The organism is Pseudomonas sp. BIGb0278, from assembly GCF_024809895.1.
Taxonomy (GTDB): Bacteria; Pseudomonadota; Gammaproteobacteria; order Pseudomonadales; family Pseudomonadaceae; genus Aquipseudomonas; species Aquipseudomonas shirazensis.
Genome location: NZ_JANUEL010000006.1, coordinates 33,884 through 51,969, shown reverse-complemented (window position 1 = coordinate 51,969; position 18,086 = coordinate 33,884). Strand labels below are relative to the sequence as shown.

Sequence of the window (18,086 nt, the reverse complement as noted above, 5' to 3'; positions counted from 1 at the left end):
ACCGCATTTGCATGCGGTCCCGAGCATTCCGATTCAATTGTGGCGAAGATGTGCAGCCTAGAAGTCGACCGTCAACCCCGCATACAACGCTCGCCCATCACCAGGCGAGTGCAGTGAGTCTTTAGCCCCATCCGGGTCATACCAGGCATATTCGTAATAACGGTCGGTGAGGTTCTTGAGCTGCAGGTCAACGCTCAACGTCTCGGTGAACGTGTAAGTCGCTCCGATATTCATCAACACATAACCGCCATACGTACCTTGAGTGTTTTCCCGCTCAAGATAGTAGTTGGTCTGCCCATTCATCCACGCAGTCAACTGCAATGCTTGCGTCGCCTGGTAACTGATACCGGTATTCCACAAATGATGCGGAACATGGTCGATTTCCTTGCCTTTACTCTGTGGCAAGGCGCTACTCGGCTCGAGGATTTTCGAGTATTGCCATGAATACGAAGCCCACACTTCGGTGCGTTCGTCCGGGTGCAGGTTGACCTGCAGGTCGTAACCCCAGCGTCGGGTTTCACCAACGTTGTCAGACTCCCCGCTGGGGTCGTTGAGGCGGCGGCTGACTTCGCCGGTGGCGTCCTGGCGCCAGTAGGCGACGCGGCCATCAACCCAGCTGGCGGGGGTGAACTTTATGCCGGTTTCCCAGCCTTCGTTGATCGACGGTTGCAGGTCTTCATTGCGCGGCGGCACCTTGTAGGCTGCAGCGCCGCTGCCGACCTGGAACGTGCGGCCCCAGTTGGCGTAGACGCTGGCATACTGCCAGGGCGAATAGACCACACTGAGCTTGGGTTGCTTGATCAGCCCGTAGTCGTTGATGTCGGAGGTTTGCCCGGTGAGTTGGTTGGTGAAGTCGCCGCTGATCTTGTCGACGCGATAGGCCGGCACGATCTTCAGCGACTCGATCGGTTCGATCTCGGCCTGTACGTAAGCGCCGACCGTGTTGAAATCGAAGGCCTGGTCGCGGGTCTGTGCCTGGCGTACGCGCTGGACGGTGCGATAGCGCTCGCTGCGGTTGTCCTGCTTCTGCACGTCGCTGCCGCCTTCCAGGGCAAAGCCGTGCAGCCAATCTACTTCTGGCCGCCAGGTCAGCGAGGTGAGGGCGCCGTACTGGGTTTCATAGGCATCGCGCTCTTGCTGCGCGCTGGTGCGCCAGTACTGGGTCCAGCGCCGATCATCGAAGGTATTCAGGTAGGTCTTGGCCGACCAGGCGAGGGTCTCGGCCAGGTCGGTGTCAAAGTGCACGCTGAGCTGGTTCATGCGCCGGGTGCCTTTGTCGCTGGCGTTGAAGTCGTTGCTCATGCGCGGGTGCTGGCGGGCATCGGCTTCGCTCAAGTAACCCGCTTCCTGTGCGTCGGCTTCGTAATGGCGGGCGCTAAGGCCGAGACGGTAGCTGCCGTCGTCGGGGGTATAGAACCACTTGCCGCTGAAGCTGTAGCGCTCGGTATCTGCATGCTCGCGATAGCCGTCGACCTGCTGGCGGGCGAAGAAGTAGTTCTGCGTCCAGTTGCTGGTTTCGATGCCCTTGGCCAGTTGCACTTCACGGGTGTTGAAGCTGCCGTAGCGCAGGCGTGCCTTGTTGTAGTTGCCGCCACTGCGGGTATTGATATTGACGTTGCCGGCGATGTTGTTGAGGCCATAGCGCGGATCGCTGGTACCGCGCACGACCTCGACGCTGTCGATGTCCAGCGGGAACACCGAGTCGATGAAGGGCATGTTGCCGTCATTGGTATTGCTCGGGATGCCGTCGATCAGCAGCTTTACGGCGTTGACTTCGCCTTCCCCATTGAAGCCGCGAAACGACAACTTGCCCGAGGTGGTGCCTTGGTTGAAGCCGGTGAGCATCACGCCCGGTGCACGGTTGAACAGCTCCCAGCTGTAGGCAACGGGCATCTTCTCGAGAATGTCGCCGCCAAGAATATCTACTGAACTGAGCACACTGCTGGTCGCCAGCGGCCCGCTACCGGTGCCGGAGACGGTAACGGCGCCGAGGGTCAGGGTGGAATTGTCGGCAGGCACAGCCTGAGCAATGGCTTGGGACAGTGGGCAGAGCGTGGCGGCACAGGTAATGGCAAGCACGGGCACGACGCTACGTGCAGTACGAAGGTACGCAGGCATGAATAAAGGTTCCTGACAGAAAAGCCGGAGACGACCGTGCTGCGCAGTTCGCGCGCACGATCATTTGCTTGGCGACGATTCAGGTCAGCGGCGGGGCGCGTGGGGTGAGGTTCGGCCACTGCTGGCGCGGCAGCGGCAACTCCGGGCGCTGGCCGAGCAACAGGGCGTCTGGCCAGAAGCGCGGCAACAGGTGTTTGAAGTAGGCGCCTGGCAGCGCCGCTTGGCCGGTATGGCCACAGCAGCAATCACCGGCCTGGGGCTTGATCTCGCCGTGCCCGGAGAAGTCTGGCAACTCCAGCTTGAGTTGCGCCAGCACCGATTTGGGCAAACTCTGCCCGCCATGCAGGCTGCAGAAGCTGCCGAAGATCAGCGATTCATCCAGGGCGGGCTCACGCAGGGCACGGTCGAGCGGCATCGCCAGCAGGTTGAACAACACTGCGCAACAGGCGAGTAGCAAGAGGTAAGGGTGCAGGCGTGACCGCATCGGCGTTACCAGAAAAGTAGGCGCGCATTAAGCCGCATTTGGCTGGGCCTGTAAAAGTGTCTTGATGCGCTATGTTGTCACGGGTGAGCGCGATTGGTGCCGGCTGCTCAAGGCAAAGCCAGGCGTCGAGCGCTCGACACAGGCGACCACTGCGCAGACAATCACGCCTGCCGGCATCGGCTGTGCCCTGCAAACGCCAGGTGCCCAAAGCGGCCGTCAACCACGCCTCTCGCAAGGTTTCGCTAGCTCGACAGCTGCGAACAGGCTAAGCGCCAGCCGGTGAGTTGAGCAAATGCTCAACGCTGGCCCTAAGCTGCTCGATGGTGAACGGTTTGGCCAGCAACTGCGACTGATCCTGCCGCTCAGGGCTGCCGTTCGCGGTATCGACGCAGCCTGAGATGAACAGCACCTTGAGTGTTGGCCGTACTGCCCAGGCGGCTTCGGCGATTTTGTGACCACTGCTGCCGCCGGGCAAGATCAGGTCAGTAACGATCAGCTTCAGATCAGGCAACTCGGCGATACGCTGCACGACCTGATCAGCGCTGGGCATTTCAGCCACTTCAAAACCTGCCTCGTGAAGCGTTTCGGCAACCAGCTCACGAATAGCGGCTTCGTCGTCGATAACTATTGCCGATCCGCGGCTGCTGCCAGGCGTTGCTTGCAGCAGGTCTGCCTGCTGCGTTTGCGCTACAGGGGCGCTGCCTTGGTAGACCGGCAGGAACAGGCACACCGCGGTGCCTTTGCCCAGCTCTGACTCAATACGAACAGCCCCGCCGGCCTGGCGTGCGAAGTCCTCGACCATCGAAAGCCCCAGCCCGGTCCCGGAGCCCAGCGGTTTGGTGGTGAAAAACGGCTCCAGCGCGCGCTCGACAATGCTCGCCGGCATGCCCATACCGGTGTCCGCCACGCAGATCCGTACATAGTCACCCGCTTGCACATGCAGAGTGCCCGGGTCGGTCACCGCCAGCGTACTGACCTCGATTCGCAGCCTGCCGCCTTGAGGCATTGCGTCACGCGCGTTGATGCACAGGTTGAGCAGGGCGTTCTCGAGTTGGTGGGCATCGCAGTGGCACAGCGTGGGTGCGCCAGGGGCGAGCAGTTCGATGTTGATCAGCGGCGTCAGCGTGCGTGCAATCAACTCTTCCATGTTCTTGATCAACACCGCCGGATCGACGCTAGCTGCAACCAAAGGCTGTTTTCTGGCATACGCCAGCAGCCGATGCGTCAGTGAACTGGCTCGTTGCGTGGCGTTTCGGGCGAGGGTGACATAGCGCTCGATCCCTGCCAGGCGGCCTTGGGCGATGCGTTGTTCGATCATGTCCTGGCTGCCGCTGATGATCGTCAACAGGTTGTTGAAGTCATGGGCTAAGCCTCCGGTCAGTTGCCCCAGCGACTCCATTTTCTGACTCTGCTGCAGCTGCGAACGGACTTGATCGAAGGCCAGCTGGCGCTCGCGGTACAATGTGACATCGCGGGCCACGGCAAAAAACCGACCCTGGCGGCCGGTGATACGCCAGTTCAGCAGCAGAGGCTGGCCGTTGTTGCGTACGCTTTGCGTGTCGAGCTCGGCAATCTGCCGATCATGCAGGTTGCGCACGGAGTCGGATAATTGCGCAGGCGAAATATAGCTGTAGAACGCGCCATCTTTGAGCTGCTGCTCGGTCCAGCCGGTCTCGGCCTGCCAGGCCGGGTTCATCGCCAGCACTTCACCCTGTGCCGACAAGGTGCAGATCAGGTCGGGTGACAGTTTCCAGATGTCATCGCGCTCATCGGTACGCCGCTCGACTTCGTCCTCAAGGTTTTGATTGAGCCGGTCCAGTGCCCTGATGCTGCGCCGAAACAGCGCGCACACCACTGCCATTGCCAAGGTAACCAGGCCAAAACTCAGGCTGTTGATCCAGTCGGTCCAGTCGGCGCCAAAGCCGACCGGCCCGATGAAGAAATATTGTGCCGTCAGCACCGCCATGATGCATCCCAGTACCGCTGGCCCCGCGCCGAACCAGAAGCCGATGAACATCAGCCCCGGAATGAAGAACAGGTAGGGCAAGGCTGTAGCGGGCAGTTGCGCTCGCGCGAAAGCGCATGCCACGACCACCACTACGGTGCCCAGATAGCGCAATGCAGGCGAGAGCTGCTTGCGCTCCAGGCGCAGCAGGGCAGCGGCGGTCAATCTAGGCAAACGGGTCAAAAAACACTCCGAACAGTGGTAGCCAGGCATGCAGGTACAGGGCATATATAGCGCTAAAGCACTGCTTTAGGCGCCTTCCCGGACTGATAGGCTAGTTACGCCTGGTCGTCCAATAGTTTTTTTTACGGTCGGCCGTTGCGAGGTTTGATTGTCCTCGCGCGCTCGGGCTGACTAAGCTGGCAATGTGCCTCATAGGTAAGTCTTTTGGATAGTGCTACAGGAGTTACGGTGGGTAATTCGTCAATTATGCACGATGAGCGGTTGCGTCTGGCCGAGGTCGATCGGCTGACGTCCAACCTGGTCAGTGGCTCGGACCCGGTGCTGAACAGTGTCGTGGCGATGCTCTGTGCCCATTTTCAAGTGCCTACCGCGCTGGTCAGCATCATCGACCGCAACTATCAAGTGTTCAAGGCGCGGGTAGGCATGGTCGCCGAGCGCACGCCCAGAGAGATGTCGTTCTGCGCCCTTGAACTTGAGCAGGATACTGTGCTGGAAATCTGCGACGCCTTGACCGATGCGCGCACTGTCGATAACCCGCTGGTGCAGGGTGACCCCTACATTCGCTACTACGCTGGCGCACCGCTGGTGATCAAGCCAGGACTCAACCTAGGGCGGCTGTGCATCATCGACCAGGCGGCACGTCCGTCGTTGTCCGAGCGCGACCAGGCGCTGTTGCGCAGCGCGGCGCAGATTGTTGTATCGCGGTTGCAGTCGATCCATGATCAATATTTCTACGACAGTATGACCGGCTTGCCCAACCGGCGCCGTTTCGAAGCCGACTTCGCCGACTGCGCCAGCGTCGCTGGCCAGGTCGCAGTGTTCATCGAGCCTATTTCAGCAGCCGGCATGGACCGCCTGGTGAAGGCACTGGGCATCGAGTTTTTCGCAAGCTTCATGCTGGCCGTGAAAGAGGCCTTGCTGGCAGCCCTGCCGCCGGGGTCGCGCCTGTACCGCCCGAGCACGCTGGGTTTTCTGACCCTGATCGAATGCAATGACGTGGCCTCATCGCCGGCCAGGCTTGACGCTATCGTTGCGGCGCTGAGTGGGCCGTTGCACAGCGGCAATGTGCCGGTGTTCGCCGATGTCGGCATGAGCGTGCTCGAGCCGGATGCAGACACCGATGCATCGCTGGACACCCTGCGTTTGATGGCGAGCATGACCGATGCGGCGCGCCGCAGCGAGCGACGCTGGCTGGTCTATGACCCGCTGGTCGATACCAGCCAGCGCCGCAGTACGGCCTTGCTCATCGCTCTGGAACCGGCGCTGGTAGCTGCCGACCAACTTCGTCTGGTCTATCAGCCAAGGGTTGATCTCAACAGCAAACGCTGCGTGGCAGTAGAAGCGCTGTTGCGCTGGAAGCATCCGACCATGGGCGAAATCAGCCCGGCTGAATTCATCCCATTGGCTGAAACCACTGCTTCGATTCGCGGCATCACCCGGTGGGTGATCTGGCATGTCTGTCAGCAAATGCGCAGGTGGCGGGCGGAGGGGCTGCAGATGACCGTGTCGCTGAATATCTCCGCGCTGGATCTCGCCGATGGGCACCTGTTCGAGTACCTGAGCCGTACGCTCGGCGAGTTCGGCGTGGACCCGCGGCGCATCGAGCTTGAGTTTACCGAAAGCGCTCTGGTCACTGACTTCGACCAGGTGCAGCAACAGCTTCAGCGTTTTCGCACACTCGGGGTGGCGATTGGCATCGATGACTTCGGCAGCGGCTACAGCAACTGGGTCTACCTGCGCATCATCCCGGCCACCAGCGTCAAGCTTGATCGCTCGCTGCTGGCCAACCTGCAGCCGGGCAACAACGATTGGCACATCATTCGCGGGCTGGTCAGCCTGCTGCGCGACCTGCGCCTGACGGTGGTGGCCGAAGGTATCGAGACCGACCTGCACCACCATTTGTTGAGTGGCTGGGGCTGTGAGCAGGGCCAGGGCTATTTTTACGCGAAGCCGATGCCGCCCGCAGAACTTGAAACCTGGCTGCAGAAGGACTGCTGCGTGCCGATGACCTGACAAGGACGATGTTCAATCTCATAGCTGCACCTGCAAGATCTTCGACAACCTCCTGCCATTTCGGCCGCGTCGCTAACCACCGAGAACACCATGTTCAATTCAAAGCTAAAAAACCAGCTACAGCGACTGCAGGACGAAATAGACGCGCTGCAGCGCGCGCAGGCCGCAAGAACTCACGAGATGCTGGAAATAACGGTTGATCGGAACCTGCTGATCACCGCGGTCAATCGCAACTTTGCTCGATGGGTTGGGCGTGAACAGTCGCAATTGCTTGGGCAATCGCTGGCTAGCATCGCGCCCAGCTATGTCAAAGAGTTGCCATGCTTCAAGGATTTTCAGCAGGCCATGAGCACTGGCACCGGGGTCAGCGACGAGTATCGCTATATCACCGCCGACGGCAGGATGGTCTGGATGAGAGCGGCCTGGTGCCCGGTCAAGTCAGCAGCGGGTGCAGTCACCCATATGTCGGCCTACGGCACCGATGTCACCGCGAGCATCGATAAAGCGCGTGAAAACGACGAGTTCATCAAGGCGCTGTACCGCTCGACCGCGGTCATCGAGTTTGAGCTGGACGGTACTATCGTTGCTGCCAACGACAACTTCTTGAGGACGGTGAACTATTCGCTGGCAGAGATCGTGGGCAAACATCACCGTATTTTCTGTGACCCCAACTATGTCAATTCGCCTGCCTACGAGCAGCTATGGCGTAGCCTCAACGAGGGGCAGTTCGTCGCCGAGCGCTTCCTGCGCTTTGACAAGTCAGGGCGCGAGCTCTGGCTGGAAGCATCCTACAACCCGGTGCGCGACACCCGTGGCCAGCTCTACAAGATCGTCAAATTCGCGGTCGATATCAGCGAGCAGGTCAAGCATGAGCAGGAAGTCAGCGCGGCCGCTGGGGTTGCCTATGACGTTTCTCGCAAAACCGATGACTCGGCGAGAAGGGGGGCGGTGGCCGTAAAGGATACCGTCGAGACGATGAACCGTATCGTCTCGCAGGTCTCCACGGCCTCCGCCGGGGTCGAGGCGCTGGGGCAGCAGTCGCAGTTGATCACATCGATTGTTTCCACCATCGGCGGCATTGCCCAGCAGACCAACCTGCTCGCCCTCAACGCGGCTATCGAAGCCGCGCGCGCAGGCGAGCAAGGCCGGGGCTTTGCCGTGGTGGCCGATGAGGTGAGGAAGCTGGCCGGCCGCACCAGTGCCGCCACTCAGGAAATCGTAGAAGTGGTGCAGAAGAACAACACCCTTGTAGAGGCCGCAGTGGTCAGCATGGGTGAAAGCACGCATCAGGCTGAAATCGGCTTGGCGCTGGCCAGCCAGGCCGGCCATGTCATCACTGAAATTCAGTCGGGTGCGCAGGAAGTGGTAACAGCGGTCGGCCGATTCTCATCGCAGATTGCCGGTCAGTCACACCCGTGAAAGTGTGATCGGTAGCGCCGGCACGCCATCAGGCAGCCGGCTCGACCTCCAGAAACGCCGCTTCCAGCAGCTGCCGGGTGTAGGGATGCTGCGGCGCATGGAAGATTTCCCGCGCGTCACCTTGTTCCACCACCTGCCCCTGTTTGATCACCATCAGCTGATGACTCAGCGCTTTGACCACCGCTAGGTCATGACTGATGAACAGGTAGGTCAGGTTGTATTTGAGCTGCAACGAACGCAACAGCTCCACTACCTGCCGCTGCACGGTGCGGTCAAGCGCCGAGGTTGGCTCGTCGAGCAGAATCAACGCCGGTTTGAGCACCAGCGCGCGAGCGATGGCGATGCGCTGACGCTGGCCCCCGGAGAACTCATGGGGATAGCGGTGGCGGGTGGCCGGATCGAGGCCTACTTCCTGCAGCGCGGCAATGATCGCCGCCTCTTGCTCCTGGGCGGTGCCGATGCGATGAATGCGCAGGCCTTCGCCGACGATATCGGCGACACTCATGCGCGGGCTGAGGCTGCCGAACGGGTCCTGGAACACCACCTGCATTTCTCGCCGCAGCGGCCGTACCTCCTGCTGGTTCATGCCCTGCAGGTTTTGCCCGTGAAAACGGATGTCGCCCTGGCTCGAGATCAGCCGCAGGATCGCCAGGCCCAAGGTCGATTTGCCCGAGCCGCTTTCGCCAACGATGCCCAGGGTCTGCCCTTGGGGCAGGCTGAAATTGATCCCGTCGACTGCCTTGACGTGGTCTACCGTACGCCGCAGCAGGCCTTTCTTGATCGGGAACCAGACGCGCAGATCATCCACCTCCAGCAGCGGCGCCCCAAGCGGGTTGGCCGCAGGCTGGCCGCTGGGTTCGGCGTTGATCAGCATCTGCGTATAGGGATGCTGCGGGGCGGTGAACAGCGTCGTGCACTCGGCCTGCTCGACGATCTTGCCTTGCTGCATCACGCAAACACGGTGGGCGATGCGCCTTACCAGGTTGAGGTCATGGCTGATCAGCAGCAGGGCCATGCCCAGTCGTGCCTGCAGCTCTTTGAGCAGATCAAGAATCTTCAGCTGTACGGTGACGTCGAGCGCAGTGGTCGGTTCATCGGCGATCAGCAGTTCCGGCTCGTTGGCCAGGGCCATGGCAATCATCACCCGCTGGCGCTGGCCGCCGGACAACTCATGCGGCAGCGCCTTGAGGCGCTTGTGCGGTTCAGGGATGCCGACCAGGTCGAGCAGTTCCAAGGTGCGCGCCGTCGCCTGCTTGCCGGTTAAACCCTTGTGCAGGAGCAGGATCTCGTTGATCTGCTTCTCGATACAGTGCAGCGGGTTGAGCGAGGTCATCGGCTCCTGGAAGATCATTGCGATGCGGTTGCCACGGATGCGCTGCATTGGCTTTTCGCCAAGCTTGAGCATGTCCTTGCCGCCATACTCGATGCTGCCACTGGGGTGGCGCGCAAGTGGGTAGGGCAACAGGCGCAGGATCGAGTGGGCAGTGACCGACTTGCCCGAGCCGCTCTCGCCGACCAGGGCCAGGGTCTCGCCCTTGCGGATGTCGAAACTGATGCCATCGACAACGCGGTTGACTTGGTCACCGCTGAGGAACTCGACCGCAAGATCACGGACTTCGATCAGGTTAGGTTCGCTCATGTTATTTCCTCGGGTCGAAGGCGTCGCGGGCGGATTCGCCGATAAACACCAGCAGGCTGAGCATCACGGCCAGCACGGCGAAGGCACTGATGCCCAGCCATGGTGCCTGCAGGTTGGATTTGCCCTGGGCAACCAGCTCACCCAACGACGGTGAACCGGCGGGCAGGCCAAAGCCGAGGAAGTCCAGCGCGGTCAGGGTACCGATGGCGCCGGTGAGGATGAACGGCATGAAGGTCATGGTCGAGATCATTGCGTTGGGCAGAATGTGCCGGTACATGATCGCGCCGTTGCGCATGCCCAGGGCGCGCGCCGCGCGCACATACTCCAGGTTACGCCCACGCAGGAATTCGGCGCGGACTACATCGACCAGGCTCATCCACGAGAACAGCAACATGATCCCCAGCAGCCACCAGAAGTTGGGCTGGACGAAACTGGCCAGAATGATCAGCAGGTACAGCACCGGCAAGCCTGACCAGATCTCCAGGAAGCGCTGGCCGGCAAGGTCGACCCAGCCACCATAAAAGCCCTGCAGAGCCCCGGCAATGACGCCGATGATCGAGCTGAGGATGGTCAGGGTCAGGGCAAACAATACCGAAACGCGGAAGCCGTAGATCACCCGCGCCATGACATCGCGGCCCTGGTCATCGGTGCCCAGCCAGTTGTCCGCCGAGGGCGGCGCGGGCGCTGGCACCTTCAAGTCGTAGTTGATGCTCTGGTAGCTGAACGGGATCGGCGCCCACAGCACAAAACTGTCTTTCTTCTCCAGAAGATCGCGGATGTAAGGGCTCTTGTAGTTGGCTTCGAGCGGGAATTCACCGCCAAAGGTGGTCTCGGGGTAGCGCTTGAACGCCGGGAAGTACCACTCGCCGTCGTAGCGCACGGCAATCGGTTTGTCGTTGGCGATCAGCTCGGCGCCAAGGCTCAGGCCGAACAGGATCAGGAACAGCCACAGCGACCACCAGCCTCGGCGGTTGGCCTTGAAGCGCTCGAAGCGCCGTCGATTGAGCGGGGACAGGGCCATTGGTCAATTCTCCCGGCTGGCGAAGTCGATGCGCGGATCGACCAGGGTGTAGGTCAGGTCGCCGATCAGTTTCACCACCAGCCCGAGCAGGGTGAAGATGAACAGGGTGCCGAAGACCACCGGGTAATCGCGGTTGATCGCCGCTTCGAAACTCATCAGGCCAAGGCCGTCGAGGGAGAAGATCACCTCGATCAGCAACGAGCCGGTGAAGAAGATGCCGATGAATGCCGAAGGGAAGCCGGCGATCACCAGCAGCATGGCGTTACGGAACACATGCCCGTAGAGCACCCGCTGCCGGCTCAGGCCTTTGGCTTTGGCGGTGACCACATACTGCTTGTTGATCTCATCGAGGAAGCTGTTTTTGGTCAGCAGGGTCATGGTGGCGAAGTTGCCGATCACCAGTGCAGTAATCGGCAGCACCAGGTGCCAGAAGTAATCGAGGATCTTGCCAGTGGTGGACAGCTCGTCGAAGTTGTTCGAGGTCAGCCCGCGTAACGGGAACCAGTCGAAGTAACTGCCGCCGGCGAACAGCACGATCAGCAGAATGGCGAACAGAAACGCCGGGATGGCATAGCCGACCACGATCGCCGAGCTGGTCCAGACATCGAAGTGGCTGCCGTGGCGCACCGCCTTGGCGATCCCCAGCGGGATCGACACCAGATACATGATCAGCGTGCTCCACAGCCCGAGCGAGATCGACACCGGCATCTTTTCGGCAATCAGGTCGATGACCTTGGCATCACGGAAGAAGCTGTCGCCGAAGTCGAGCTGGGCATAGTTCTTGACCATGATCCACAAGCGCTCCGGGGCGGACTTGTCGAAACCATACATGTGTTCGATTTCAGCGATCAGCGCCGGGTCCAGGCCCTGTGCGCCGCGGTAGTTGGAGCCGGCCACCGAGACTTCGGCGCCGCCGCCGGCGATGCGGCTGGTCGCGCCGTCAAAGCCTTCGAGTTTGGCGATCATCTGCTCGACCGGGCCGCCGGGCGCGGCCTGGACGATGATGAAGTTGATCACCAGGATGCCGAACAGGGTCGGGATGATCAGCAGCAAGCGCCGCAGGATATAGGCGAGCATGTCAGTTGGCCTCGCTCGGCGTGGTCTCTGGCGCAGGCTGCGTGGTCACGGCCGGTTTCACATCAGGCTTGATCCACCAGGTGTCGATGCCGACATCGTACTTGGGCGAGACCTTGGGGTGGCCGATGTGGTTCCAGTAGGCCACCCGCCAGGTCTTGATGTGCCAGTTGGGGATCACGTAGTAGCCCCACTGCAACACGCGGTCGAGGGCGCGGGCGTGGTTGATCAGGCTCTGACGTGAGTCGGCGTTGATCAGTTGCTCGACCAGTTGGTCAATGGCCGGGTCGCGCAGGCCGATGAAGTTGCGGCTACCGGGGTTGTCGGCGGCGCCCGAAGTCCAGAACTCGCGCTGTTCGTTACCCGGCGAGCTGGACTGGGGGAAGCCGCTGACGATCATGTCGAAGTCGCGCGAACGCAGACGGTTGATGTACTGCGGCACCTCGACCCGGCGCAGGGTCAGCTCAATGCCGAGGTCTGCCAGGTTGCGTTTGAACGGCAATAGCACGCGTTCAAACTCCGTCTGTGCGAGCAGAAACTCGATCACCACCGGCTTGCCCTGGGCATCGACCATCTTGTCGTCGACGATTTTCCAGCCCGCTTCCTGCAGCAGCTTGTAGGCCTGACGTTGCTGCTCGCGGATCATGCCGCTGCCGTCGCTGACCGGGTTCTTGAACACCTCGGTAAAGGCCTGCTCGGGAATCTTGCCGCGCAGCGGCTCGAGGATTTTCAGTTCATCCGGCGTGGCCGGCTGCGTGGCCGCCATGTCGGAGTTCTCGAAGTAACTGCTGGTGCGAGTGTAGGCACCGTTGAACAGCTGCTTGTTGGTCCACTCGTAGTCGAGAAGCAGGCTCAGCGCCTTGCGCACGCGCACGTCCTGGAACATTGGCTTGCGCAGGTTGAAGACAAAGCCCTGCATACCGGTCGGGTTGCCGTTGGGCAGCTCTTCCTTGATCAGGCGGCCTTCGCGTACGGCGGGCACGTTGTAGGCGTTTGCCCAGTTCTTTGCCGCCATCTCCAGGTTGTAGTCGAACTGGCCGGCCTTGAGCGCTTCAAGGGCAACGGTGCTGTCGCGGTAATAGTCAAAGGTCATGACGTCGAAATTGAACATGCCGCGGTTGATCGGCAGGTCCTTGGCCCAATAGTCCTTGACCCGCTCGAAACGCACCGAACGACCGGCCTTGACCTCGGCAACCCGGTAGGGACCGCTGCCCAAAGGAATTTCCAGGTTGCCACGGTTGAATTCGCGGTTTTCGTACCAGTGCTTGGGCAGTACCGGCAGTTGGCCAAGGATCAGCGGCAACTCACGGTTGTTCTTGTGCTTGAACTTGAACAGCACTTTCAGCGGGTCTTCGGCAATGACCTCGGCGACGTCACCGTAGTACACCTTGTACAGCGGGGCGCCTTGGCTGACCAACGTGTTGAAGGTCCAGACCACGTCATCGGCACGCATGGGGTGGCCGTCATGGAAACGTGCTTCCGGGCGCAGGTAGAAGCGCACCCAGCTGTTGTCCGGGGCCTTCTCTATCTTGCCGGCAACCAGGCCGTACTCGGTAAACGGCTCGTCCAGGCTCTGGCGCATCAGCGTGTCGTAGATGCTGCCGACGTTTTCTGCAGCCACGCCTTTGTTGATGAACGGGTTGAGGCTGTCGAAACCGCCAAAGCCGGACTGGCGAAAGGTGCCGCCTTTGGGCGCATCTGGGTTGACGTAGTCGAAGTGTTGGAAGCTGGCCGGATACTTGGGCGGCTCGTCATACAGGGTCAAGGCGTGCTGCGGGGCAGCCAGCACGGGAAGGCTCAGGCAGGTTAGCAGCAGGCTGCCGGCCAGTTGGCGCAGGCGGTGCGGCATCATTTGGCTTTCTCCGAAGTCTTGAGCCACCAGCTGTTCAGGCCCAGGGTGTAGGGCGGCGTGGTGACGAAGGCGAACCGATTGCGGTAGGCCAGGCGATGATTGTCCAGATACCAGTTGGGGATCATGTAGTAATGCCACGACAGCACCCGGTCCAGCGCACGCGCGGCGGCGACCTGGTCATCGCGGGTGCGGGCAGCGAGCAGGGTGTCGAGCAGGTGGTCGACCACCGGATCTTTTACCCCCGCATAGTTCTTGCTGCCCTTGGTCGAAGCCTGGCTGGAATGGAAGTACAGCCATTGCTCGAGGCCTGGGCTGAGGGTCTGGTTCAGGGTCATCAGGATCATGTCGAAATCAAACTGGTCCAGCCGTTGTTTGTACTGGGCGCGGTCTACCGTGCGCAAGCGCGCATCGATGCCAATGCTCGCCAGATTTTCGACATAAGGTTGCAGGATCCGTTCTAGATTGGGGTTCACCAGCAACAACTCCATCTGGAACTGCTTGCCCTTGGCGTCCACCAGGCGTTGGCCGTCCAGCTTCCAGCCGGCTTTGCCCAGCAGGGCCAGGGCCTCGCGCAAGGTCTGGCGGCTGACGCCGCTGCCGTCGGTATGGCTGACCTGGTAGGGCTCGGTGTACAGCTTGGCCGGCAGTTCGTCGCGAAACGGCGCCAGCAGCAGCCACTCCTTGCCGGTCGGCAGGCCGCTGGCAGCAAACTCGCTGTTTGGGTAATAACTGGTCGAGCGCCGATAGGCGCTGCTGAAAAGGGCGCGGTTGGTCCACTCGAAATCGAGCATCAAACCCAGCGCTTGGCGTACCTGCGGGTCGCTGAACGTGGCGCGGCGGCTGTTCATGAACAGCCCTTGGGTCTGGGTCGGGATGCGGTGCGGGATCTGCGCCTTGATCACCTCGCCACGGCGCACTGCAGGGAAGTTGTAGCTGTTAGCCCAGTTCTTCGCCTGATGTTCGATGTAGATGTCGAACTCGCCGGCCTTGAACGCTTCGAAGGCGACCGTGGCGTCGCGGTAGAACTCATATTCGACGCGGTTGTAGTTGTACTTGCCGCGATTGACCGCCAGGTCCTTGCCCCAGTAATCCTTGACCCGCTTGAATACCAGGCGCCGCCCCGGCTGCACCTCGGTGATGCGATAGGGCCCGCTGCCCAGCGGTGGCTCGAAGGTGGTGGCCTTGAAGTCGCGCTTCTGCCAGTAATGCTTGGGCAGTACCGGCATCTCACCCAGACGCAGGATCAACAACGGGTTGCCGGCACGCTTGAACACGAAGCGAATGCGCAACGGCCCGAGAATGTCGACTCGCTGCACTTCCTGCAGGTTGGTGCGGTACAGCGGGTGGCCGTCCTTGAGCAGGGTGCGATAGGAGAACGCCACGTCCGCCGAGGTGATCGGCTTGCCGTCGTGAAAGCGTGCCTCTGGGCGCAGGTTGAACACCACCCAGCTGCGGTCTTCGCTGTACTCGACCGAGCGCGCAATCAGGCCGTAGCTTGAGGTTGGCTCATCGCCGGACGGATCGTACATCCCCGTACCGACCATAAGCGTCTCGTTCAGCTCGCTGACACCATATTGCAGGAAATTTGGCGTTGTGACCGGGCTCGACCCTTTGAAGGTGTAGGGGTTGAGCGTGTCGAACGTGCCAAATGCCATGGCCCGCAAGGTTCCGCCCTTGGGCGCTTGCGGGTTGACCCAATCGAAGTGGGTGAATGTGGCTGGGTATTTGAGCGTGCCGAACTGCGCGTAACCGTGGCTCTCGCTGACGGTGGCGGCGGCGGGGAAGCTCAAGGCCAGGCTGAAGGACAGCAGGAGGGGACGTATCAAATCGGCATCCGATCCAGAAGGCGTTGGGCTTTGGTCGGGCTACAGTAACAGCTTGGCGGGATTGGAAAAAGAGTGATGCGAGAGGGGGCTGCAAGCGGGGCTGGGTGACAGCCCCGGGAGGATCAATGGCCGAGGTAGACGGTCAGGGTCTGGCCTGGTTTGAGGGCATGCCCGCTGCGCGGATTCCAGCGCTTGAGGTGCTGCATTTCGACGTTGAAACGCTTGGCCACCAGGTACAGTGAATCGCCCTTGCGGACCTTGTACTGAGTCGAGCGCTGCTTGGCCGAAGCAACCCGGTTGGCGGCTGCAGAGGGCGCATTGCCACCGCGCATGGCCAGGACCTGGCCGGCCTTGAGGCGATTGCCGGAGATCTTGTTCCAGCGCTGGATATCCTTGACCGAAACCCGGTTGGCCTTGGCGATGCTGCCCAGGTTGTCACCGCGCTTGACTCGGTAGCTGCGCGTGGCCGGTGCGCTGGCTTCGGCGACAGCGGCTTCGAACACGGCCTTGCGTGGTTGCAGGCTGAGCAACTGTTCAGGGTTCAGGTTGGACAGGCTGGCCGAGAGCAACTGCGCCTTGGCAGTCGGCACCAGCAGTTGTTGCGGGCCGTCGACCGTCATGCGCTTCTTGAATGCCGGGTTGAGCTGGATCAGCTCGTCTTCATCGATATCGGCAAAGGCTGCGACCCGCGACAGGTCGAGGCGGTCATTGATGGCGACGGCGGCAAAGTACGGTTCGTTGGCGATCGGGTTGAGGTTGACGCCATACGATTCAGGTGTTGATACCACCTGCGACAGGGCCAGCAGCTTGGGCACGTAGTCGCGGGTTTCCTGCGGCAGCGGCAGGTTCCAGTAATCAGTCGGCAGGCCGAGTTTTTCGTTGCGTTCGATAGCGCGGCTGACGGTGCCTTCACCGGCGTTATAGGCCGCCAGGGCCAGCAGCCAGTCGCCGTTGAACATGTCGTGCAGACGGCTCAGATAATCCAGTGCAGCGTTGGTCGATGCTGTGACGTCGCGGCGGCCATCGTAGAAGTTGGTCTGGCGCAGATTGAAGTGGCGCCCGGTCGAGGGGATGAACTGCCACATGCCGGCCGCATGGGCACGGGAATACGCCATCGGGTTGTAGGCGCTCTCGATCGCTGGCAGCAGGGCCAGCTCCAGCGGCATGTCGCGTTCTTCGAGGCGCTCGACGATGTAATGCAGGTACAGGCTGCCGCGCTCGCCGGCGGTTTCAACGAAACGCGGGTTGCTGGCGAACCACAGGCGCTGTTGCTCGATGCGCGGATTGACGTCGATGGTGTCCTGCAGCGCGAAGCCCTGGCGCATGCGTTCCCAGACATCCTGGGGCGCCTGCTGCTTGGGCTTGGCCATGATCAACGGGGCCGGCTTGTGCTTGATCCGGGCCTGATAGTTGTGCGCGCGAACGCTTTCGGATTCATCTACCTGACGGGTGCTCTGGCAGCCCACCAAAGTGGCAGCCAGGGCCAGCGCACTGATCTGTGCGAGGCGCGTCAAAGCGACGGATTGCGAGGTTCTGCGGCTACTGGAAGGCATCGGCTGGGGCAGGTATCCGGGTGAAAAAGTTGGGCGATTCTAGGAACCGCTTTTGCCCGGGTCAACCTTTGCCCCTCAATTACGATATATCTTGAGGTTATCAGAAGCCGTCTTTCCAAGACCTCAAGGCAGCAAAAACAGCAGCTTGGCCTTCGTTTGAATGTCCCTTCCATTCGTCTGCTTTTTGTTTAACGGATGTTTCTGCGGTACGTAAAAAAGGGTTGGTGAGGCGTTCCAGGCCAATGCTGGAAGGCAGCGTTATGCGCTCATCTGCGCGCAGTCTGGTCACCTCCTCAAAGCGCGCGAGCACATCCGAATTGCTCGGTTCGACGGCCTTGGCGAAGCGCAGGTTGCTCAGGGTGTATTCATGGGCGCAGTAGACCTCGGTGGTGTCAGGCAGGGCGGCGAGGCGCTCAAGCGAGTTGTGCATCTGCGCTGGCGTGCCCTCGAACAAACGGCCGCAACCGCCGGCAAACAGCGTGTCGCCACTGAACAGCACGGGTGTCGGCGTCTGTGCGGTATAAAAGGCGATGTGGCCAAGGGTGTGCCCGGGCATCGCCAGCACCTCGAAGGTCAGCCCCAGCGCGGTGACCTGGGCATTGTCCTCGAGCGCCAGGTCACGGCCTGGGATCTGCTCGCTGGCCGGGCCGCTGACCCGCGCCCCGGTGGCTCGCTTGAGCTCGGCAACGCCGCCGACATGATCGTGGTGATGGTGGGTGATGAGGATATCCTTCAGCTCCCAGCCTGGGTTGGCCTCAAGCCAGTCCAGCACCGGTTGGGCGTCACCAGGATCGACCACCGCACACTGGCGTTTGGCAGTATCCTGTAACAACCAGATGTAGTTATCAGAGAAAGCGGGTAGTGCATCGATCTGTATCATGTGCGGATCCGAATCATCT

At 61.1% G+C, this 18,086-nt stretch carries 12 protein-coding genes; 2 read left to right on the top strand and 10 right to left on the bottom strand.

What is annotated here, in order from left to right:
- Positions 1-57: 57 nt before the first annotated feature.
- From M2396_RS19015 to M2396_RS19005, 3 genes are all read right to left on the bottom strand, one after another.
- The gene (locus tag M2396_RS19015) at positions 58-2,118 is read right to left on the bottom strand and encodes a TonB-dependent receptor (RefSeq protein ID WP_150569678.1); all 2,061 of its coding nucleotides are present in this window, start codon (positions 2,116-2,118) and stop codon (positions 58-60) included.
- Between the two features lie 79 nt (positions 2,119-2,197).
- The gene (locus M2396_RS19010) at positions 2,198-2,602 is read right to left on the bottom strand and encodes a DUF2946 family protein (RefSeq protein ID WP_150573066.1); all 405 of its coding nucleotides are present in this window, start codon (positions 2,600-2,602) and stop codon (positions 2,198-2,200) included.
- 265 nt (positions 2,603-2,867) lie between these two features.
- Positions 2,868-4,790, bottom strand: a complete 1,923-nt coding sequence (locus M2396_RS19005) for an ATP-binding protein (protein ID WP_259077275.1) — start codon at positions 4,788-4,790, stop codon at positions 2,868-2,870.
- 228 nt (positions 4,791-5,018) lie between these two features.
- Between M2396_RS19005 and M2396_RS19000 the strand changes: the two genes are divergently transcribed.
- Both M2396_RS19000 and M2396_RS24200 read left to right on the top strand, forming a co-directional pair.
- Positions 5,019-6,803 carry a GGDEF and EAL domain-containing protein gene (locus tag M2396_RS19000; protein ID WP_259077274.1) on the top strand — a complete coding sequence of 595 codons (1,785 nt, stop codon included), beginning with the start codon at positions 5,019-5,021 and terminating at the stop codon, positions 6,801-6,803.
- Positions 6,804-6,893: 90 nt separating this feature from the next.
- Complete coding sequence (locus tag M2396_RS24200) at positions 6,894-8,222, top strand: PAS domain-containing methyl-accepting chemotaxis protein (protein WP_310504241.1); 1,329 nt, start codon at positions 6,894-6,896, stop codon at positions 8,220-8,222.
- A 28-nt stretch (positions 8,223-8,250) separates the two neighbouring features.
- Here the strand turns inward: M2396_RS24200 and M2396_RS18985 are convergent, their stop codons facing one another.
- The 7 genes from M2396_RS18985 to gloB all read right to left on the bottom strand — a co-directional run bounded on the left by M2396_RS18985 (position 8,251) and on the right by gloB (position 18,067).
- A complete protein-coding gene (locus tag M2396_RS18985) occupies positions 8,251-9,861 on the bottom strand; it encodes an ABC transporter ATP-binding protein (RefSeq protein ID WP_101318214.1) in 1,611 nt (536 codons plus the stop codon).
- 1 nt (position 9,862) lies between these two features.
- Complete coding sequence (locus tag M2396_RS18980; protein ID WP_101318217.1) at positions 9,863-10,882, bottom strand: ABC transporter permease; 1,020 nt, start codon at positions 10,880-10,882, stop codon at positions 9,863-9,865.
- A 3-nt stretch (positions 10,883-10,885) separates the two neighbouring features.
- Entirely contained in the window at positions 10,886-11,959 is a 1,074-nt protein-coding gene (locus M2396_RS18975) for a microcin C ABC transporter permease YejB (RefSeq protein WP_101318219.1), read from the bottom strand.
- A 1-nt stretch (position 11,960) separates the two neighbouring features.
- Positions 11,961-13,808, bottom strand: coding sequence for an extracellular solute-binding protein (locus M2396_RS18970; protein ID WP_259077273.1), 1,848 nt, complete (start codon positions 13,806-13,808; stop codon positions 11,961-11,963).
- A complete protein-coding gene (locus M2396_RS18965; RefSeq protein WP_150569672.1) occupies positions 13,805-15,634 on the bottom strand; it encodes an extracellular solute-binding protein in 1,830 nt (609 codons plus the stop codon). Before M2396_RS18965 ends, M2396_RS18970 begins: the two co-directional genes overlap by 4 nt.
- A gap of 122 nt (positions 15,635-15,756) precedes the next feature.
- Positions 15,757-17,187, bottom strand: a complete 1,431-nt coding sequence (locus tag M2396_RS18960) for a lytic transglycosylase domain-containing protein (protein WP_101318225.1) — start codon at positions 17,185-17,187, stop codon at positions 15,757-15,759.
- A 100-nt stretch (positions 17,188-17,287) separates the two neighbouring features.
- On the bottom strand, positions 17,288-18,067 hold the full coding sequence (gene gloB / locus M2396_RS18955; RefSeq protein WP_259077272.1) for a hydroxyacylglutathione hydrolase: 780 nt from the start codon (positions 18,065-18,067) through the stop codon (positions 17,288-17,290).
- Between the last annotated feature and the right edge of the window lie 19 nt (positions 18,068-18,086).